Annotated in this window: 15 protein-coding genes and 1 tRNA gene; 4 read left to right on the forward strand and 12 right to left on the reverse strand. The window is 66.7% G+C overall.

The window, feature by feature from the left end:
* Positions 1-155: 155 nt before the first annotated feature.
* Complete coding sequence (locus LGM42_RS04080; protein WP_226231626.1) at positions 156-1,010, forward strand: methionyl-tRNA formyltransferase; 855 nt, start codon at positions 156-158, stop codon at positions 1,008-1,010.
* Positions 1,011-1,177: 167 nt separating this feature from the next.
* On the opposite strand, the gene LGM42_RS04085 is transcribed toward LGM42_RS04080, so the two are convergent.
* The 10 genes from LGM42_RS04085 to fdnG form a co-directional block, all read right to left on the reverse strand.
* The gene (locus LGM42_RS04085) at positions 1,178-2,275 is read right to left on the reverse strand and encodes a hypothetical protein (protein ID WP_226231714.1); all 1,098 of its coding nucleotides are present in this window, start codon (positions 2,273-2,275) and stop codon (positions 1,178-1,180) included.
* Between the two features lie 174 nt (positions 2,276-2,449).
* Complete coding sequence (locus tag LGM42_RS04090; protein WP_226231627.1) at positions 2,450-2,938, reverse strand: HrpB1 family type III secretion system apparatus protein; 489 nt, start codon at positions 2,936-2,938, stop codon at positions 2,450-2,452.
* Between the two features lie 901 nt (positions 2,939-3,839).
* Entirely contained in the window at positions 3,840-5,888 is a 2,049-nt protein-coding gene (locus tag LGM42_RS04095) for a hypothetical protein (protein ID WP_226231628.1), read from the reverse strand.
* A 321-nt stretch (positions 5,889-6,209) separates the two neighbouring features.
* Positions 6,210-6,305 (reverse strand) — tRNA-Sec (locus LGM42_RS04100).
* 32 nt (positions 6,306-6,337) lie between these two features.
* Complete coding sequence (gene selB, locus LGM42_RS04105) at positions 6,338-8,263, reverse strand: selenocysteine-specific translation elongation factor (RefSeq protein WP_226231629.1); 1,926 nt, start codon at positions 8,261-8,263, stop codon at positions 6,338-6,340.
* Positions 8,260-9,699 (reverse strand): L-seryl-tRNA(Sec) selenium transferase, encoded by a 1,440-nt coding sequence (gene selA / locus LGM42_RS04110; RefSeq protein ID WP_060311214.1) that lies wholly within the window; start codon positions 9,697-9,699, stop codon positions 8,260-8,262. Before selA ends, selB begins: the two co-directional genes overlap by 4 nt.
* Before the next feature lie 74 nt (positions 9,700-9,773).
* The gene (gene fdhE / locus LGM42_RS04115; protein WP_179231769.1) at positions 9,774-10,709 is read right to left on the reverse strand and encodes a formate dehydrogenase accessory protein FdhE; all 936 of its coding nucleotides are present in this window, start codon (positions 10,707-10,709) and stop codon (positions 9,774-9,776) included.
* A gap of 107 nt (positions 10,710-10,816) precedes the next feature.
* Entirely contained in the window at positions 10,817-11,443 is a 627-nt protein-coding gene (locus LGM42_RS04120; protein ID WP_006488816.1) for a formate dehydrogenase subunit gamma, read from the reverse strand.
* A complete protein-coding gene (gene fdxH / locus LGM42_RS04125; protein WP_006479309.1) occupies positions 11,440-12,354 on the reverse strand; it encodes a formate dehydrogenase subunit beta in 915 nt (304 codons plus the stop codon). Before fdxH ends, LGM42_RS04120 begins: the two co-directional genes overlap by 4 nt.
* Positions 12,355-12,364: 10 nt before the next feature.
* Positions 12,365-15,436, reverse strand: coding sequence for a formate dehydrogenase-N subunit alpha (gene fdnG / locus LGM42_RS04130; protein WP_081083175.1), 3,072 nt, complete (start codon positions 15,434-15,436; stop codon positions 12,365-12,367).
* Between the two features lie 142 nt (positions 15,437-15,578).
* Here fdnG and LGM42_RS04135 point away from each other — a divergent pair, with 142 nt between their 5' ends.
* The 3 genes from LGM42_RS04135 to LGM42_RS04145 all read left to right on the forward strand — a co-directional run bounded on the left by LGM42_RS04135 (position 15,579) and on the right by LGM42_RS04145 (position 18,964).
* Positions 15,579-16,523 (forward strand): YihY/virulence factor BrkB family protein, encoded by a 945-nt coding sequence (locus LGM42_RS04135; protein WP_060311216.1) that lies wholly within the window; start codon positions 15,579-15,581, stop codon positions 16,521-16,523.
* 418 nt (positions 16,524-16,941) lie between these two features.
* Complete coding sequence (locus tag LGM42_RS04140; protein WP_226231630.1) at positions 16,942-18,099, forward strand: porin; 1,158 nt, start codon at positions 16,942-16,944, stop codon at positions 18,097-18,099.
* 391 nt (positions 18,100-18,490) lie between these two features.
* On the forward strand, positions 18,491-18,964 hold the full coding sequence (locus LGM42_RS04145; RefSeq protein ID WP_059582714.1) for a VOC family protein: 474 nt from the start codon (positions 18,491-18,493) through the stop codon (positions 18,962-18,964).
* 97 nt (positions 18,965-19,061) lie between these two features.
* On the opposite strand, the gene LGM42_RS04150 is transcribed toward LGM42_RS04145, so the two are convergent.
* Together LGM42_RS04150 and LGM42_RS04155 are read right to left on the reverse strand one after the other, a co-directional pair.
* Positions 19,062-19,904 carry an AadA family aminoglycoside 3''-O-nucleotidyltransferase gene (locus LGM42_RS04150; protein WP_226231631.1) on the reverse strand — a complete coding sequence of 281 codons (843 nt, stop codon included), beginning with the start codon at positions 19,902-19,904 and terminating at the stop codon, positions 19,062-19,064.
* A 297-nt stretch (positions 19,905-20,201) separates the two neighbouring features.
* A complete protein-coding gene (locus tag LGM42_RS04155) occupies positions 20,202-20,651 on the reverse strand; it encodes an HU family DNA-binding protein (protein ID WP_059582715.1) in 450 nt (149 codons plus the stop codon).
* Positions 20,652-20,660: the final 9 nt, after the last annotated feature.

Genomic DNA, 20,660 nt, shown 5'->3' on the forward strand with positions numbered 1-20,660 from the left:
GCCGGCGATTGATTTGCCGGTTCGCGGCACTCGACGAAACTTCGGAATACGCGGGCTATCCGCCACCGTGCGCGCTTACCGTGAAGCGGGGTGGCCGTCGGCCGTCATAGCCGTCCATGCCGCCCTGACCTTCAATGCGAAAGGGAGATCCGATCATGCGATTCGCGTTCGCCGGCTTCGATCACTGGCGTGTCGTCTTCGACGCGTTCGTCGCCGCCGGCTGGGAGCCCGTGGCGCTCTACTCGATTCCGGTCGACAACCGGCTCGACTTCAATAGCGAACTCGTCGAGCGCGCGGACAAGCTGCGCATTCCGGTGCAGCTGTCACGCATGAACGAAGACGATCTGCGCCGGCTCGCCGAACGGCAATGCGACGCACTGATCGTGGCCGGCTACAACTGGAAGATTCCGGCGTGGCAGCCCTATCTGCGCCATGCGGCCAACTTCCATCCGTCACCGCTGCCCGACGGGCGCGGCCCGTACCCGGCCATGCGCGCCATCCTCGAGGGGCGGCGCGAGTGGGGCGTCAGTTGCCATCGCATCGATGCCGATTTCGATACCGGGGAGATCGTCGATGCCGAATGCTTTCCGCTCGACGCCGACGAATGGCACGAGACGCTGCAGCTGAAGCTGCAGATGGCCGCCCATCGGCTGGCCACGCGCGTGGCCCGCGACTTCGATCGGCTTTGGAACGAACGGCGTCCGCAAGGTGCGGGCAGCTACTGGCCGCGCGTTGCCGATGCCGAGCGCACGATCGATTTCGCGCGGCCCGTGGCCGAGGTGATGCGCGTCGTGCGGGCCTGCGGGAACGTCGAATCGATCGCGCCGCTCTTCGGCACGACCGTCCACGTGCGGCGCGCCACCGCGTGGCAGGAAGCACACACGTACGAGCCCGGGCAGATCGTGCATCAGTACCGGCGCTGGGTCGTGGTCGCCGCGCAGGACGGCTTCGTCGCCTTGCTCGAATGGAGCCCGCTGAACGCGTCCCTTCGTCGGCAGATGGAAAGCTGAATCGGAACACCGGTTGCGCCGGTAAACGACGAAGCGGCCGCGCTGCGGTATTTCGCAGCGCGGCCGCCGATTGTGGCCGCTTGTCCCCGATCGTCGTTTCCTGCAGCCCCCCGATCGGGGGCCGCTCGGGTCGCCGATCGGGATGATCGCCGGAACGGCCGGCGACGTTACTTCGTGCTGACGCCGGCGATCGTACCCGTGTGAATGCCGGTGATGTTCTCGAAGGCAATCGCGGCGCGCGTCTTGCCCGGCGTCAGCACGTTCGCGCCGCCCAGCGCATCCGAAAGCGCCTTGCTCGCGTCGTGGCTGATCTTGCCGCCGCCATGCGCGTTCGCCGTCTGCTGCAGCTGTGCGCCGATCGCCGCCGCATCCGACTGGCTCAGCTTGCCCGACTTCACCGCGTTGGCGAGCGTCTTCGCCGCGGCATTGCCGTCGCCGTGCGACAACGCGCTTTCCATGGCCTGGAAGTCGGCGCCGTCCTGCGCGTTGAAGTTGGCCAGCGCCTTGCCCTCGTCGGCCATCTGCAGCGGCTTGCCGTCCTTCAAGAGGTCGCCCGTACCGGGTGTGAAGCCTGCCGTCGCGCCCGTCGTCGGCAAGCCACCCGTCGTCGGCAGCGTACCGGTGTTCGCCGGGAAACCGCCCGTGCCGGGCAAGCCGCCCGTCGTCCCCGACGGCCCCGCCGCGCCGCCCGCGCCACCCGTTGCGTTGCCCGCCGCGCCGAGTCCGCCTTGAGCCGCCCATTGGAAATTGCCGACCGCGGACTTGCCGTCGGTGCCCGCCACGTCGTGCGTGTCGATCTGCTGGTAGGCAGCCGGGTTCGCGAGCATGGTCTGCGCCGCTTGCTGCACCGTGGGTGGCGTGCCGCCGTCGGCGTTCGTCGCGAGTTTGTACATCGTGTTCGGATCCGACGCGTTGATGCCATGCTGCCCCATGTACGAGGCCAGTACGCCCGCCGCGTTTTGCACCGTCATCCCGCCGGTGCCGCCCGGCATGGCGCCCGCGCCCCCCATGCCGCCGGGCGTCGCGCCCACACCGCCGGGCATCGCGCCCGCGCCGCCACCGGGCATGCCACCGGGCATGCCGCCAGCACCGCCGGCGCCGCCCGGCATGCCGCCGGGCTGCCCGTTCTGCCCGGTCTGCATCTGCTTGAGCAACTGGCTGATGAGGCCGATGAGATCCTTGAGCACGTCCTGCGTCGAGCTCGTCGAGGCACCGTTGGTCAGCCGTTGCAGGTAGCTCGCCGGATCGGTGGGGTAAGTGGTCATACTCGGAACGTTCAGATTCATGATGTTTCCTTCCTGTCGGGTAAGTGTTGCGTGACCGTGGGTACTACGAAGCAAAGTCAGTCTAGGTTGCTGTCGCTGCTACAAGCGCACCGATGCGAAGGCCGCGATTGAAATGCGAATCGCCCGGCGCGCGGAAAACATCAAAACGGATGCTCATGCGCGGACCCACGTCATCGACGCGGAGAATCCGCCGTTGTCGGCCGGCCCGCCGTGCGTGCTCGCCGGTGCGTCGGTGGACGCAGGCGCTTGAACGCTGGCGTCGAGCTTGGCGGCACGCTCGAGCAGACGCGCACCGATCTTCGCGCCCTCGATGCTTTCGTGCTGCTCGGCCGCGCTGAGCGCATAGCTGTGCCACAGCGGGTCTTCGAGGCCGAACAGACACACCGCCATCAGCGCGGTATGAAGCCCCGAGCGCTTCGCTTCAGTGTCGTCGTCTTCGAGCACGCGGCGCGCGTCGCCCCATGCCTGGCGCCGGACGTAGCGCCACGCGGCGACCGTCCCCGTCCCGGGCCACTTGGGCCGAAGCACGCGGATCGCCTCGAGGAGATCCTCGAAGTCGGCTTCGTCGTCGAGCTGCGAAGCCGTCCACAGCACCTTGGTTAGGCCGCCGGCAATCTCGTCCCTGCATCCTGTGTAAGTCACGATGTCCTCGTCTGCTGGAGTGCTGCAATCAAAAAGCGCACGGCGGCGCCGCGCCCCGCCGTGCCGCGCTAGCTGCCGGCTCGTGCGGTGGACGTCCCCTGGCGGTTAGTCTCTTGTATCGGGCCGGCTTTCGCCGACGCGATGCGAACGGAACGATCGGGATGCGAAGAGAGAACGGAGAAGAAAGCCGACCGCGGCGATGGAAGCGACCGGTGCGACAGCCCGGAGGGCTCGCCGTGTATCGGAAGGGGATTTGCTTTATGCCCGGCGTAGAAGAAGGCCCGCCATCGGTTGATGCGCCGCCGCCCGTCGGCCGAGCTGAGCCGTCGAATCGCGCCGGGGAAGCCGCGAACACACCGCCCCCCAATCGCTTCACAATCAGCGGTCTGCGGGCCGGTTACGGAATGCGCGGGAAGCGTTGACTGGCGGAAGGCAGCAGACGCCAACCACCGCCCGCAAGGTAAGACTCCCTCGATCGCAGATCGCTTCCTGCCCACGATCCTACCCACATCGGGCCCAGCTACCATCCAATATCGGTGGAGTGTCCACTTCTGAACCCGTGGAAAAACGGGGGGATTACCGTAAAGCGCTTCTTGATGTTCGTCTTTTTATCCGAACACGGACTTACCAGGCTCCGGCTGGCCCCGTTTGAAGGGGGCAGATCACTCTAACCGACGACCCCAGATAGTGTGAGCGAGCGAACCTGGCCTCACGCACGCGCACAAGTGGTTGGAAATCTCGAGCGGACCATGGAATTGCTTCGCTCTACGTGTCCGCTGCCGGCCGTATCGAATGCTCAAAGGAGGATTGGCCGCGGCATCGCCCGGCGGCTTGGTTCATGCCGCCGGACAGCTCGGCCATCGCGGCGTGCTGTCCTTTATGGGAGGCCGCAGTCAGGCCGTCATGGCGTGCCTGCCTGGTAACACGATTGCGAGCCGCTCGTCTGATAGATGAGCCGGTAACCGCTCGTTGCCGATGCGTTCGCGTGCTTCGAGGCCAACGTGAGCAAGCCTTTGCGGGCCGGCGACAGCGGCCGGATCACATAATCGGCGAGATCCGGATCGGTCAGTACGGCGTCCGCGCCGATGATGCGCCGCACATGCGACAGGTGCTCGGCATACCAGCCGAGGAACGGCCGATAAGCGGGACCGGCATAGTGGCTGTCAATGATCATCCACGGATCGTGACCCGGCTGGCCGAGATTGGCCGCGCTGTCGTCCGGGCCGAGCAGCGCGAGAAAGTCGCCGCCGAGGCGCGAGTCCGGCTGGCCGATGCGGCTCAGGTCGTACTTCGCGCGATCCGGACCTGCCTGAAGGTCGCTGAAGCGCTTGCCGGTCCAAGTGATCACATGCGCGAGCTTGAAGTCCGCAGCGAAAGTACCCGTGCCTACGATTTTTTTCTGCGTGATGTACAGCAGGTCGCCCGGCAACAGATATTGCTCCGTCGACGAAAGATTGCCGTGGTTGATGTCGAGCAGGACGCCGGTCAGCGGATCCGTGCCCGATGACGTCGTGCTGCACGCCTGCACGCCGATGGCGCCCGACAGTTGATTGGTCGCGAGCCCCGCGAAGTTGTAGACCCAGGATGTGAAATTCGAGCAGTCCGCGCCGTTCCACATCAGCGCCGAGGTGATGACGGGCGGTGTTTGCTTCGAATCCGTCTGCACGCTTTGCGCGCCGTCGGCGCCGCGCTGCGCGGTGCAGGTCAGTTTCGGGGCGTCAGGATCGACTGGGCCGCCGTCCGTCGGGGCGGGCGGCGATTCGCGGTAGTGGGTTTTCCCGGCGTTCTCCGGCGGCGTCCAGCCGGGAATGTGATGGTGGCAGTAGTTCAGGTTCTGGTCGACCCAGTAGTTCTCGATTGCCATCACCAGTTCGCGCCGGAACGTGTCTTGATCGTGGCACGTCGATGGCGCGGAGATCGTGCCATAGATCGCCGCGTGCGGTCCCCACGTGCTGGTGGTCGGATAGGTCGACCAGTTGGCGGCCGTCATGCCTGGTACGAGCGACGCTTGCACACTGTTCTTGCGTCCCTCGAAAAGCCACCGGTTCTGCTCGAGCAGCGCAACGCGGTCTCCACATGCCTTGGCGTCCGCGCTGGCCGTCTGGGGACCGGCCGCCTGTGTCGTGCCGAGCATAGCGAGCGCGGTGACGCCCGAGCGATTCAGCGGATTCGTCGAGAAACCGAGCGCGCCGACGCTCACATCGCACGTGTCGTCGGTGGGCGCCGAGACCGTGCCGTCGGCTGTCACGTCGCCAGCGCCCGAGTGACACGCGGCTAGCGTATCGCCTTTCGCCGATTGCGCGACGATGTTCTGCACGCTCGTTGCCACGCTCGCGCCGTTGTCGGTGCGGCTCTGCGATTCGGCACCCAGCGCGAACGCCATGCGGTTGCCATCACCAACGGTATTCAGGGTCGCGCCGGCGGCGACGAAGGCGGGCACCGTCTGCTGAGGGTCGACTCCGCCAAGAAACGCCGATACGCGCGTAGACGCGGCCGCGACGTTCGACGCGGTCAGGCCGCCCGCCGCCAGCGCGTCGGCGACGATTGCGCTCGAGTAGGGCGAAAGGACCATCGTCGACGGTGCGCCGACATACACCGCCGACAGCGAGGTTTCGCCGGGCGCGCCAGTGGCGCCGGTGGCTTCCTCTGTGTAGCTGCCGCCGGTCGATTTTACGAGCAGCGGCCAACGCAGCGTGCCCGGCAGCACGAAGTGACCGTCGGCATCGGTGACCGTAGTGGCGAGCGGCGTGGCCGCGACGTGTCCATCGGCGTCCACGGCATACGCAGCGACTTGCGCGCCGGAGACGGCACCGAGATACACGTTGCCGTTGATGGGAGGTTGCTGATCGACCGCGCCGCCGCACCCGGCAACCACGACACACAGCGCGGCGAGGACGGCGGAGTTCGCGATGCTCGTAGTCAAGGCGTCTGGAACGCGCGGAAAGTGCATGGCTGTCTCTGGGTTGGGTGAATCTTTTAGGAATGTTAACGGCACATTACGAGACGGCTTGAGCGAATCGCGGAATCGAGACTCCCGCTTCAGCGAACTCAACAGTCTTTATGAAACCGTCTCTAAGCCGATGCAATTGTCGTCCTGCCATGCCGCCCTCCTTTCCTACCCACAAAACCCATGTCGCGACCCATGTTTCGTGAGGAAATTGTGGGCGATGCGGCCGGACGCCGCAAGCATGCCGTTACCCAGAAAACCGCGCAAAATCATTGGCGTGCGGACTTTCGGACGAAGTTCAAGGAACGCCGCGGAAGCCCGGCATGGCGGAAGGCAGCCGGAGTCGAACCGACCCGGGAGTGTCTGACACCCCCAACTGGATTTGAAGTCCAGCCGTACCACCGGATACGAATGCCTTCCGCGGGAAAAAGAAACCGAAGAACAACGAGCGCCTACGCCTGAATACCCACCCAACCGCTGTCAGGCCGCAGGTAGTGAAGATCGCGGTGGAAGCGAGTATACCCAACCCGGTCGAAGAACTCGAGAATCTGGATCGCGCGCTTGCGACCGAGCCCCGTCGCGTCGCGAAACGTCGCCGCATCGAGCCCGCCGCCGCGCGACGGTGCGAGATGCGCGACCAGCGCCGCCAGCTCGCGCGCGACGTCCGCGTGATAGAACAGGTCCCGCACGACCTGATGCACGTCGCCGCGCCGCGCGAGCTTGCGCAGCAGCGTGCGCACCGCGTCCTCGGCCGCGCCAGTATCGCGGGCCAGGTCGCGCACCCACGGCGGATCGAAGCGTCCCGCGTGAATCAGCGGCAGCAGTCGCCGCGCGAGCGCTTCCTCGCGCGGCTCGAGGCTTACCGAATGCGACGGCAGATGGAGCCACGGCCCGCTGCGCGCGACTTCGCCACCCGCCACCAGCGCATCGACGAGCGCGCGCCACAGCACATCGCCGGCGAGCGGCGCAGCCATCCGCCGCAGCCGTGCGGCGTCGAGCCCCTGTTCGTCGGGCATGCGCTCGTGATACACGCGCAGCGTATCGACCGCCCGCGTCTGCAACGCACGCCAGTGCGCATGGGAAATCACCGCGCCTTCGTTCGACGCGGCATCGCGTTGGCCGATCGCCAACGCATCGCCAGGCAACGCCAGCACATCCGGTGCGAACCCCGTCAGATGCGTGAGCGTCGCACGCGCAATGCCGAGCGGCGCCTGCGCGAGCAGCGCATCGAGGCGCCCTTCGTCGAGCCACGCCGCGAGCGCATCGAGCCACGCGCGGCGCGCGGGCGTACGGCGCTTGCGTGCCGGCCCGAACGGATCGAGCACCCGGCCGCCGCCGACGGTGCGCGTCGCCTGCGGATTGCGAACGATGAAGCGGTCGCCCGGCAGCGCGAACACCGGCTCGTCGAATACCAGTTGCACGCGCATCCGCTGGCCGGCCGCGAGCGTGTCGCCGTCGAGCAGCGCGACATGGGCCACGCGATGCAGCGTGCCGAGATGCACGTGCAGCGGCGCCCAGTGGGTCAGCGTCAGCCCGACGTCCGCGAGCAGCGTCAACTCGACGTCCAGACGCGGCGACGTCGCAATGAGCCGCGCATCGGCGACGGTGTCGCCTCGCTCGACGTCGGACTTGTCGACGCCGGCCAGGTTCAGCGCGCAACGCTCGCCCGCGCGGCCGGCCTCGACCGGCCGGTTCTGCGCATGGATGCTGCGCACGCGGGCCGCGCCGCCCGTGCGCACGATCGCGAGCGTGTCACCCGTCGCGACGCGGCCCGCGAACGCGGTACCCGTCACGACGGTACCCTGCCCGGCGAGCGTAAATACGCGATCGACCGCGAGCCGGAACAGGCCGTCGTCGCGACGCGCGCGCCACGCAATCGCCGCGTCGGCCAGGTGCTGCTTCAACGCGGCGACGCCCGGATCGTCGGCAACGGTCGCACGCGTTTCGAAAATCGGCACGCCGGCCAATGTCGAATCGTGCAGCCACGCGGCGATCTCGTCGCGCACCTCGACGACGCGCGCGGCATCGACGCGATCGCATTTCGTCAGCGCGACGGCGCCATGCGTGACGCCGAGCAGTTGCAGGATCGCGAGATGCTCGCGCGTCTGCGGCATCACACCGTCGTCGGCGGCAATCACGATGAGCGCGAAGTCGATCCCGCACGCGCCGGCCGCCATCGTATGAATCAGCTTCTCGTGGCCCGGCACGTCGATCAGGCCGAGCACGTCGCCGTTGTCGAGCGGCGTATACGCGTAACCGAGTTCGATCGAGATGCCGCGCGCCTTCTCTTCCTTCAGCCGATCGGTGTCGACGCCCGTCAGCGCACGCACGAGCGTGGTCTTGCCGTGGTCGATGTGCCCCGCGGTCCCGACGATCATGCAGCGGGCCCCGCGAGCGGCGCGCACTGCGCGACGAACGCCGCTTCGTCGGCCGCTTCGAGGCAGCGCAGGTCGAGCCGTAGCGCGTTGTCGGCGATGCGGCCGATCACCGGGCGCGGCCATTCGCGCAGCCGTTTCTCGAGCTGCGCGAGCGCGCGACCGCTGCGCTTGCCGTCCGACGAGCGCACCACGAGGCCGGCGCTCGGCAACTGGTCGACCGGCAGCGCGCCGCTGCCGATCTGGCTGAACATCGGTTCGACCGTCACGTCGAAACCGCTGCCGAACGCAGCCTGCAGCGCCGGCCGCACGCGCTCGGCCGCCTCGGCGATCTCGCGCTGCGGGCGCGTCAGCAGGCGCAGCGTCGTGAGCCGATCGCGCAGGAATTCGGGCGACTGGTACAGGCGCAGCACCGGTTCGAGCGCCGCGAGCGTCAGCTTGCCCACGCGTAGCGCGCGTTTGAGCGGATGCTTCTTGATCTTCGCGATGAGCGCGCGATCGCCGACGATCAGGCCCGCCTGCGGCCCGCCGAGCAGCTTGTCGCCGCTGAACGTGACAACGTTTGCACCGGCGGCGACGGTTTCCTGCACGGTCGTCTCGTGCGGCAGCCCCCATTGCGTCAGATCGGCCAGCGTGCCGCTGCCGAGATCGACGGCGACCGGCACGCCGCGCTCGCGCGCGAGCGGTGCGAGTTCGGCGAGCGTCGCCTCCTTCGTGAAGCCGCTGATCGCGTAGTTGCTGCAGTGCACCTTCATCAGCAGCGCGGTACGCGGGCCGATCGCGTCCGCGTAGTCGCGCAGATGCGTGCGGTTGGTCGTGCCGACCTCGCGCAGCTTCGCGCCGGCACGGCTCATGATGTCGGGAATGCGGAACGCCCCGCCGATCTCGACCAGCTCGCCGCGCGACACGACCACTTCCCGCTTCGTCGCGAGCGCCGACAGCGTCAGCAGCACGGCCGCCGCATTGTTGTTGACGACGGTCGCGGCTTCCGCGCCCGTCAGTTCGCACAGCAAAGTGTCGATCAGGTCGTCACGATCGCCGCGGCGGCCGGTGGCGAGATCGAATTCGAGGTTGACGGGCCGCGTGAGCGCGTCGACCACCGCACGTACCGCGTCATCGGGCAGCAGCGCGCGCCCGAGGTTCGTGTGCAGCACGGTGCCGGTCAGGTTGAACACGGTGCGCACGGCGCCCGCATTCTGCGCGGCCAACGTGCGCGCGACGGCAGCGGCGATGCGCGGCTCGTCGAGCGGCTCGGCCGCCGCGGGATCGTGCTGGGCGGCCGTGCGCCAGCGTTCCAGTTCGGCGCGCACGGCATTCAGCACGCGCGTGCGGCCATAGTCGGCGACGAGCGGCTGCAGCGGCGCCGACGACAGCACGCGCTCGACCGACGGCACACGTGCCAGCACGGCATTCAATTCATTCACACCCGGTTCGGTCACGTCGTTGTCGCTCCAGTCTCATGCTTCGCAGTCGGCCGGGGCCGACGCTCGCGCACCGCCCCGGCCCCGTGCCGTCAATCCGCTTCCCGCGACACGTCGGGCCACAGCAGCGGGTTCGGCGAACTGCGCTGGTAGCCGGCTTCGTTCATCAACAGGTCGAGCGTGAGACTCGCGAGATCGTCCGCCAGCGGCTCGAACTCGTAGTCCTTCTCCTGATAGCCGATCTTGCGATAGGTCTTGCATTCGTCGCACGATTCGGCCTTGATGGCTTCGCTGCCGCCTTCGATCCCGTGATACGCGATGCCCTTCGTCGAATCGCAGTGCGAGCATTTGGTGCGCACCATGTGCCACTCGGTCGTGCACAGCCCGCACTGCAGGAAGCGGTAGCCCTGATACTGCCCGCCCACCCGCACGACGCTCGCGACCGGATGGGTGCCGCACACCGGGCACAGCCCCGGCTGGTCGAGATACGGCACGTCGGCCGGCGTCACGCGGCTCGCGAGGTCCGTCCACGCGACCTGCAGCGCGGCCATCAGGAACGGCGCGGTGGCCGGGTCGACCTCGGCGAAGCGCAGCGCGAGGATCGCATCGGCCTGCGCGTCGAGCTCGGCAGGCGCCATCAGGCGCAGCCGGTCGAGCAGCTTCGCGAGCGGCGGATTGACGAGCCCGGCGCCTTCGACGCGATCGAGCAGTTCATACAGCACGGCGCGCCAGCGCGCATCGCGCTCGCCGTCGAGCGCCGGCACGAGCGGCATCGAATGTTCCTGCGCGCGCGCGATCGCTTCCTTCGACGGCAGCGGCAGCGCCAGCGTCTGCAGCGTCGCGTGCTGCGCGTCGGCGACGGTGGCCATCAGCCGCAGGTAGCCGCTGATCGGGTTCAGGTCGGCAAGCTTGCGCAGCCGCGCGGCGCGCGCCGCGAACGCGGTCGCGCGCTCCGGCAGGCGAAAGCGCGGAATGGCCGAATGATCGAGCGCCGAGATCTCGGTCGGTTCGAGAATGCGTTGTGTCACGACAATATCTTCCAAAAAAACAAGCGCCGACAGGTCGGCGCTTCGGGCGGTTCCGACGGCTGACGGGGCGGCCCGCCGCAATCGGCGTGCCGCCCCGCTCCGCTGCGCTACTTCACGCTTTCACGGAACCACTTCGGGTGATGCTTGCGGGCCCAGCCCAGCGTGACGGTGCCGCGCACCATCGCGCCGATCGAACCCTTCACCCACAACGCCGCGTAAATGTGCACGATGATGCTCGCGATCAGCACGAAGGCCGCCACGGCATGCACGACAGCGGCCGCGCGGATCACCCCGATCGGGAAGTAGAACGAGAAATAGCGCCGCCAGATCACGATTCCCGACAGCAGGAGCAGCAGCAGGCACGCCACCAGCGTGAAGAATAGCAGCTTCTGCCCGGCGTTATAGCGCCCGACCGGCGGCAGCTTGTCTTCCTGGTTGGTCAGCACGTCGCCGATCTGCTTCAGCCACTGCCGGTCGTCCGCGTCGAGCGCATTGTGGTGCCAGAAGCGCACCACGAGAATCGCGAACGACACGAACATCACGAGGCCGACGAACGGATGCAGGATCCGCGTCCACTGGCCGCCGCCGAACAGCGCGGTCAGCCAGAACATCGACGGATGGAACAGCGCGAGCCCGGACAGCGCGAGCAGCACGAACGTGATCGCGGTGATCCAGTGGTTCGTGCGCTCGTTCGGCGTGTAGCGGACGATCAGGTTGGGGTCGTCGTGGCTCATTTCGCGTCCTCCTTGATGCGTCGCGCCTCGTCCCGGGCGGCGGCTTCTTCCTCGTCGGTGACCTCGTTCGGACCGACCCGCGTGTAGTGGAAGAACCCGGCCAGCGCGGTCAGCGCGAGGCCCGCGACCGCGAGCGGTTTCGCGATGCCCTTCCACAGCTTCACCATCGGGCTGATCGACGGATTGTCGGGCAGCCCGTGGTACAGCGACGGTTTATCGGCGTGATGCAGCACGTACATCACGTGCGTGCCGCCGACGCCCTGCGGGTCGTACAGCCCCGCATGCTCGAAGCCGCGCTCCTTCAGGTCCTCGATCCGCTCGGCCGCGTGCTGCTTCATGTCCTCCTTGGTGCCGAACACGATCGCGCCCGTCGGGCAGGTCTTCACGCAGGCCGGTTCCTGGCCGACCGCGACGCGGTCGGAACAGAGCGTGCACTTGTATGCGCGATGATCCTTCTTCGAGATCCGCGGCACGTTGAACGGGCAGCCGGTCACGCAGTAGCCGCAACCGATGCAGTTCTCCTCGTGGAAATCGACGATCCCGTTGTTGTACTGCACGATCGCGCCCGGCGACGGACACGCCTTCAGGCAGCCCGGATCCTCGCAGTGCATGCAGCCGTCCTTGCGGATCAGCCACTCGAGGTCGCCCGCCGGGTTCTCGTATTCGGAGAACCGCATGACCGTCCACGAATGCTCGCTCAGGTCGGCCGGGTTGTCGTACACGCCGACGTTGGTACCGACTTCGTCGCGCAGGTCGTTCCACTCCATGCATGCCGTCTGGCATGCCTTGCAGCCGATGCACTTCGATACGTCGATCAGCTTCGCGACGCTCCCGGTCACCGGTTCGCGCACCGTGGGCGGCGGCGTCGTGGTGGCCGAGACGCGCTTGATATCCAGCGATTGCAATGCCATCTCTTTCCCCTTACGCCTTTTCGACCTTCACCAGGAACGACTTGAATTCCGGTGTATAGGAGTTGCCGTCGCCCACGGACGGAGTCAGGGTATTGGCGAGATAGCCGGGCTTCGTCAGACCCTTGAAGCCCCAGTGCAACGGGACGCCGACCGTCTGGACCTTCTTGCCGTCGACCGTCAGCGGCTTGATCCGCTTCGTGACGAGGGCGACCGCGACGATGTAGCCGCGCTTGGACGACACCTTCACGCGTTCGCCATGCGCGACGCCGACCTCCTTCGCGAGGTCTTCGCCGATCTCGACGAATTGCTCGGGCTGGATGATCGAATTCAGCCGCGCATGCTTGGTCCAGTAGTGGAAATGCTCGGTCAGCCGGTAGGTCGTCGCCACGTGCGGGAAGTCCGCCACCTTGCCGAACGACGCACGGTCGTCTGGGAACACGCGGGCGGCCGGGTTGTTCAGCGCCAGCGGGTTGTTCGGGTGCAGCGGGTTCGCGCCGAGCGGCGTCTCGAACGGCTCGTAGTGCTCGGGGAACGGACCTTCGTTCATCCCCGCGCGGGCAAAGAAGCGCGCGACGCCCTCCGGGTTCATGATGAACGGCCCCATCCCGTTCTCGGGCGGTTCGTCCGCCTTGAAGTCCGGAATGTCGGCGCCCTTCCACGCGCTGCCGTTCCAGCCGATCAGCTTGCGGGTCGGGTCGAACGGCTTGCCGGCGACGTCGCACGATGCGCGGTTGTACAGGATCCGCCGGTTCGCCGGCCACGCCCACGCCCAGTTCAACGTCTGGCCGATGCCGGTCGGGTCGGCGTTGTCGCGCCGCGCCATCTGGTTGCCGGCCTGCGTCCACGCACCGCAGAAGATCCAGCAGCCGCTCGCGGTCGTACCGTCGTCCTTCAGTTGCGCGAACGCGGCGAGCTGCTCGCCCTTCTTCACGAGCGTCTTCGCCGGATCCTTCGGATCGGGCAGATCGGCGAGCGCTTTCCCGTTGAACTCCATCGCCAGCTCTTCGGGCGTCGGGCTTTCCGGGTTCGCGTACGGCCAGGTCAGGTTCACGATCGGGTCCGGGTACTTGCCGCCGTCCTTCTGGTACATCTTGCGCATGCGCAGGAACAGCCCCGACATGATCTCGAGGTCGCTCCTTGCCTCGCCGGGCGGCTCCGCGCCCTTCCAGTGCCACTGCAGCACGCGGCTCGAACTGACGAGCGAGCCGTTTTCCTCGGCGAAGCAGGTGGTCGGCAGGCGGAACACCTCGGTCTGGATCTTCGACGCATCGACGTCGTTGTAGTCGCCGTGATGCTTCCAGAACTCGGACGTCTCGGTCGCGAGCGGATCCATGATCACGAGCCACTTCAGCTTCGCGAGGCCGGCCGCCGTCTTCACCTTCGACGGCGCCGCCGCGAGCGGGTTGAAGCCCTGGCAGATGTAGCCGTTCATCTTGCCGGCATTCATCAGCTCGATCGCCTGCAGCAGGTCGTACTGCTTGTCCAGCTTCGGCAGGTAGTCGTACGCCCAGTTGTTCTCGGCGGTGGCCGCGTCGCCCCACCACGACTTCATGAAGCTGACGTGGAACGCCTTGTAGTTCTTCCAGTAGCTCAACTGGTTGGGCCGCAGCGGCTGCTGCACGCGCTTCTTGATGTACGCGTCGAAATCCTGCTCGGCCTGCATCGGCAGCGTCATGTAGCCGGGCAGCAGGTTCGACATCAGCCCGAGGTCGGTCAGCCCCTGGATGTTCGAGTGGCCGCGCAGCGCGTTCATCCCGCCGCCAGCGATGCCGATGTTGCCGAGCAGCAGCTGCACCATCGCGCCGGTGCGGATGATCTGCGCGCCGATCGAGTGGTGGGTCCAGCCGAGCGCGTACAGCACCGTGCCGGCGCGACCGGGCACGGCCGTGGTCGCGAGCATCTCGCATACCTTCAGGAACTTGTCCTTGGGCGTGCCGCAGACCTGCTGGACCATGTCCGCCGTATAGCGCGCGTAGTGCTGCTTCAGCAGGTTGTATACACAGCGCGGATGCTGCAGCGTCGGATCGACCTTGGCGAAGCCGTCGTCGCCGCGCTCGTAGTCCCAGCTCGATTTGTCCGGGTATGCGTGTTTCTCGGCGTCGTAGCCGGAATAGATGCCGTCGTTGAACGCGAAATCCTCGCGCACGATGAACGAGAAGTCCGTGTAGTTCTTCACGTACTCATGCTGGATCTTGTCGTTCGTCAGCAGATAGTTGATGACGCCGCCCAGGAAGACGATGTCGGTGCCGGTGCGGATCGGCGCGTAGTAATCGGCCACCGAGGCCGTACGCGTGAAGCGCGGGTCGACGACGATCAGCCGCGCCTTGCGGTGCGCCTTCGCCTCCGTTACCCACTTGAAACCGCACGGATGGGCCTCGGCTGCATTGCCGCCCATCACGAGAATCACGTCCGCGTTCTTGATGTCGACCCAATGGTTCGTCATCGCTCCACGGCCAAACGTCGGGGCAAGACCTGCCACCGTCGGGCCATGTCAGACACGCGCCTGATTGTCGAATGCGAGCATCCCGAGACTGCGGATGGTCTTGTGCGTCAGGTAGCCGACCTCGTTGCTGCCCGCCGACGCGGCCAGCATGCCGGTCGTGAGCCAGCGGTTGACCTTCGCGCCGTCTTCGGCCGTCTCGACGAAGTTTGCGTCGCGGTCGGCCTTCATCAGCTTCGCGATGCGGTCGAGCGCGTCGTTCCACGAGATGGGTTCCCACTTGTCCGAGCCGGGCGCGCGATACTCGGGGTGCGTCAGGCGGTTCGGGCTGTGGATGAAGTCGATCAGGCTCGCGCCCTTCGGGCACAGCGTGCCGCGATTGACGGGGTGGTCGGGATCGCCTTCGATATGAATGATGCTCGGCTGCGCGTTCTTCGCGCCGTCGCCGAGGCCGTACATCAGGATGCCGCAACCTACTGAACAGTAAGGACAGGTGTTGCGCGTTTCGACGGTGCGCGCCAGTTTGTACTGCCGGACTTCGGCCAGCGCTTCGGACGGAGAAAAGCCCATCAGGGCAAGACTCGATCCGGCAAGCGACGTGGCCGTCACCTTCAGGAACTGGCGCCGGGACATTTGTAGCATGATGGTCTCGGCGTTATTGTGGGGTGGGGTGCAACTGAAAGGATTATAGACAGTTCAGGCAACTATGATCGAATCCTCGGATCAATACCGATTGGTCCGATTTATCTGAGATGATCCGCGTTCCGCGCGCAACCGAACCGTCATGAAACGACAGATCACTTCCGAAGCCACCCGTCTCGCCCAGCAGCAGGCCAACTGGGCCCTCACCGCGTTCAAGCGCTTCTCGTCCGACCGCTGCTCCGCGATGGCCGCGGGCATCGCGTTTTTCTCCGCGTTCTCGCTCGCGCCGACCCTCGTGATGGTGATCGCCGTGGCCGGCTGGTTCTACGGCGACGACGCCGCGCGCGGCCAGGTGTTCGAACAGGCGCACCAGTTGATCGGCGACGACGCGGCGGCCTCCATCCAGACGATCGTGCAGAACGCGCACCGCGCGGGCGAACGCGGCGGCCTCGCCACGCTGATCTCGTTCGCCGCGCTCGCGATCGGCGCGTCGGCCACGTTCGCGTCGCTCAGCGCGGCGCTCAGCGTGATCTGGCCGGCAACCGAAAGCCGCTGGTCGAGCATGCTCGGCCTCGTGCGCGTGCGGCTGATCTCGTTCGGGCTGGTGCTCGGCGTCGCGTTCCTGCTGATCGTGTCGCTCGTGCTCGACACGGCGATCACCTTCATCGGCACCTGGCTGCTCGGCGATTCGCCGTACGTGGTCGTCACCAACTTCATCCAGTTCTTCGTCGGCATCGCGGTGCTCGCGGCCGCGTTCGCGTCGCTGATGAAGTTCCTGCCCGACGCGCGCGTCGCGTGGCGCGACGCCGCGATCGGCGGCATCGTGTCCGCGATCCTGTTCTCCGGCGGCAAGAAGCTGTTCGCGCTGTATCTCGCGCATGCGGGCACCGCCAGTGCGTTCGGCGCGGCCGGATCGTTCGCGGTCCTGCTGATGTGGCTGTACTTCTCCGCGATCGTGCTGCTGCTCGGCGCGGAGTTCGCGGCGGCACGCGGCGATGCGCATCGGCCGGCCGAGGATTCGGCGCCGGCCGGGTCGGCTCAAGTTGCTCAACCTGGCCACGCCGATCATCGCCCGCGCGACGACTGATTCACCCGCCCTTGCAAGCGGCCGCGCTTCGATCGCGCGCGCGCCCGGCACACGCGTCGCCCCTTTGCAACCCCGTCGCCCCGCAGCGCATTCGCGGGGCGTCGGCGCATGCGTTGCTCGCCGACATGCAGACACCTGCAACGGCAAACGTTTGCATGCCCTCGTTTTGTTGCTGCAACGGGCCGAAACAGGCGGTTCACCAGCATGCGCGTCACCGATTGAAACAATCGCGGCGCAGCAATTGTCAACTGTTTCATAAACAGGAACAGTTGCTGATGTGCTTGATATATATGGACTTTTCCGCGCTGTTACCTTTTCGAGACACTTTATTTTTTGAGCTTTCTTGCGTGTATGGCACTGAGCTATTCTCCAATCCGCAACAAATAACGATGAATCACTTGCGTGGAGAAACTCAACGATGAAGAAACTTGCTCTCTCGACCCTCTCGCTCGCGCTGCTGGGCGCTGCTGGTGCTGCTCAGGCGCAATCGAGCGTGACGCTGTATGGCGTGATCGACACGTCGATTGCGTATGTCCACGGCAATGACGGCCAAGCCAACAACATGTGGCAAATGCTGTCGGGCAACCTGCAAGGCAGCCGCTGGGGCCTGAAGGGTGCGGAAGATCTGGGCGGTGGCCTGAAGGCAATCTTCCAGATCGAAAACGGCTTCAATCCGGGCACGGGTAAGCTGAGCGCAGCCAACACCATCTTCAACCGCCAGGCTTATGTCGGCCTGGAAAGCAACCAGTACGGCACGCTGACGCTCGGCCGCCAGTACGACCCGCTGGTCGACCTGGTCCAGGCTGTCACGGCTGACAACTACTTCGGCAGCTTCTTCGCGACCCCGGGTGACGTCGACAACAACGACAACAGCCTGCGCGTCAGCAACGCGATCAAGTACGCATCGCCGGTTTGGGGCGGCTTCCAGTTCGAAGGCATGTACGGTCTGAGCGGCGTGGCCGGCAAGCCGGGCTCGGGTCAGACGTGGTCGGTCGGGGCCGCTTACAACAACGGCCCGATCGGCGTCGCCGCCGGCTATTTCTACGCGAACAACCCGACGCCGGCAGCAGGCCCGCGCACCGGCTGGACCTCGACGACGGCCGACAACATCATCGACGGCCCGATCAACTCGGGTTACGTGACGGCGAAGTCGATCGGCATCGCACAAGTCGCAGGCCAGTACGCCATCGGCCCGGTGACGGTCGGCCTCGGCTACAGCAACGCACAGTACAAGCCGGACGCATCGTCGGGCTTCGGTTCGACCGAGAAGTACAACACGGGCCGCGGCTTCGTGACGTACCAGGTCACGCCGCCGCTGCTGCTGGGCCTCGGCTACTCGTACACGAAGGCGAGCGGCGACACGGACGCGAAGTACCACCAGGTTTCGCTGGGCGCGGACTACTCGCTGTCGAAGCGCACGGACGTCTACCTGGTCGGCGCGTACCAGCACGCAAGCGGCACGCAGCGCGTCAACGCAACGACGACGCAAGATGCACAAGCATCGATCGGCTCGTACGGCTACGCCGGCACGAAGTCGCAGGAAATGGTCGCACTCGGCCTGCGTCACAAGTTCTAAAAACGAAGTATCCGGTGTGCACGGCGTCTCCGACGCCCTGTCGCCGACCTGGAAAGCCAGCCCCGGTTTCGGCCGCGGCTGGCTTTTTTTCGTCCGCCTCCGGTGGCGGGCCGACAGCGCCCACACGGCCTCCGCGCCAAAGCCGGGACCCGACATCGGTTGAGCGGCCGGCAGCAGCGCCTGGCGGCTGCAATGCGCCCGCAACACCGTTTCCGATGACCGGAGAGGTCGCCGCTTTTCTGTTGAGCGGCTACCATCCGCACAGCCGGCACCGCCCGCTTCATCCGATGCGCGACTTGTTGGCCGCACGTGTCGATTTCGGCAGGCGTCGTCCGTCGTATCGATGGCGGCATCCGGTTTGCCGCGGCCCCATACAGACAGGAGACTCGTCATGACGATTCAGAAGATCACGCCGTTCCTCTGGTATTCGACGCAAGCCGAAGAAGCAGCGGCCTTCTATGCCGGCATCTTTCCGGATTCGCGCGTCGTGCGCGTCACGGCGGTGCCCGGCACCGACGGCACGCGGATGGTCGAATTCGAGCTGTTCGGGCAACCGTTCTTCGCGATGAGCCACCCGCGCACGGAGACGTTCAACCACGCGATCTCGCTGCTCGTCAGTTGCGCGGACCAGGCGGAACTCGACCGCTACTGGAGCGCCCTGCTCGACAACGGCGGCACGGCCGACGGCTGCGGCTGGCTGAGGGATCGTTATGGGGTGTCGTGGCAGATCGTTCCGGAGGCGCTCATCCCGATGATGGCCGACCGCGACGCGGTCAAGGCGGGACGCGTGGCCGCCGCGATGATGCAGATGACCAAGTTCGACGACGCCGCGCTGAAGGCCGCCTTTGCGGGCACCGCGGGCTGACGAAACGCGTCGGGCCGCGCTGGCGTGACGCCGCGCCGGCTCGCCTGCACGCACCCGGCTCGACCGTTTGCGCATGCAGCCGGCTCGCACGCGTTCGCTATCCGTCGCTGGCCGGCCAGCCGGTAGCGTGCATCGTTGGCGCCGACTGCGACGCCGACAGCATCGACTCGACCGTCCGCCGCGCGAAGCCGATGAATTCGGCTAGCGGTTCGCCCGACAGGATCGCCGCGCCCGCTTCGCCATCGAGATAGGCGGCACGCGCGGCCGCCACGACCGGCCGGTGCGCGTCCGGCAAGCGCGCCAGCACCCACGCCGCGGCGACGTCCTTCGGCGCGACCCTGCCGGTCGCGGCGCTGTACCAGATGCGCGCGAGCGCGAGCACCACGTTGCACTCGTCGCCGCGCCAGTCCGGTTCGGCATTCCACTGCGCAACGGTGGCGAGCAGCGCGGCGCCGAAATCGCGCGGGGGCACCGGCTCGAACAGCACGGCCGCGGGCGGCCCGACCAGCACGACACCGTGTTGCCGCACCTTCGTCAACAGGATCGCCAGATCGTGATCGACGAGCGGCGCTTCGACGATGCCGGCTTCCAGGTCGCGACGCAGCCATTCGCCGAATTGCAGTTCGCGGCGCGCCGGATGACGCCACGGCACCACGTCGCCGTGCGCGACGACGGTAACCTCGAGCGCGCGCATGCCGCCTGCGTGGCCGGGAGGCGCCGACGCAGCGAGCAGGTCGTACATCAGCGCACGCCGCGCCGTTTCGTCGGGCCGCACGGCCACCGTCACCAGCAGATCGATGTCACTGCGCGGTTTCAAGCCGCCGTCGAGCGCCGAGCCGAACAGATGGATCGCTTCCATCGTCGCACCGAGATGCCGCTCGATCGCGGCGCGCGCGGCAGCGACCTGCCCGGCGATTTCAGACGGAACGAATGCAGTCACGATGCGCGGGCCTCGCGATGCGCACGCAACAGGCGCGGCGGGAGCGACGAGGTAACGAGAGCGACGGGCTGCGGCGGTACGACGGCACGTGCGGATGACGATGGCCGTCCGGCGTTGCGCACGCGCGGCGCGGCACGCCATCGGCCACATGGCTCGAATCGCACATCGCCGGCGCTGCGCGTTTTCGCTGCCGCGCGGCTTGCGCGGCGCAATAAAAATCCCCGCACGCTTTCGCGTACGGGGACCGCGGGACATCGCAACGGCTGCCGACATGCGTTCGGCAGCGTTGCTGCGGCATTACGCTGCCGCGTCCTTCAGCTTCTTCAGCGCACGTGCCTTCACGCGCACGCTGGCCGGCTTCGCCGGGAACCAGCGCTCTTGACCCGTGAACGGATCCTTGCCGAAGCGCTTCTTCTTCGCCGGCACGACTTGCGCCGTGATCTTCAGCAGACCCGGCAGCGTGAACTCGCCTGCGCCCTTCTTGTGAACCGAGCCCAGCACGACGTTCTCGAGTGCGGCGAGCACTGCCTTGACCGCCTTCACTTCGACAGCTGCGCGCTCAGCGATGTGCGTTGCGAGCGATGCCTTCGTGAACTTGTCCTTCAGCGGCGTCGGAGCAGCCGGTGCTGCCTTTGCGACAGCCTTCTTGGCCACTACTTTCTTCGCGGGCGCAGCCTTTTTGGCAGCCACTTTCTTGGTCGCCGGTGCGGCAGCCTTCTTGGCCACCTTTTTTGCGGAAGTCGCCATGTTTCTCCT

It is taken from the genome of Burkholderia sp. AU39826, from assembly GCF_020419965.1.
Lineage (GTDB): Bacteria > Pseudomonadota > Gammaproteobacteria > Burkholderiales > Burkholderiaceae > Burkholderia > Burkholderia semiarida.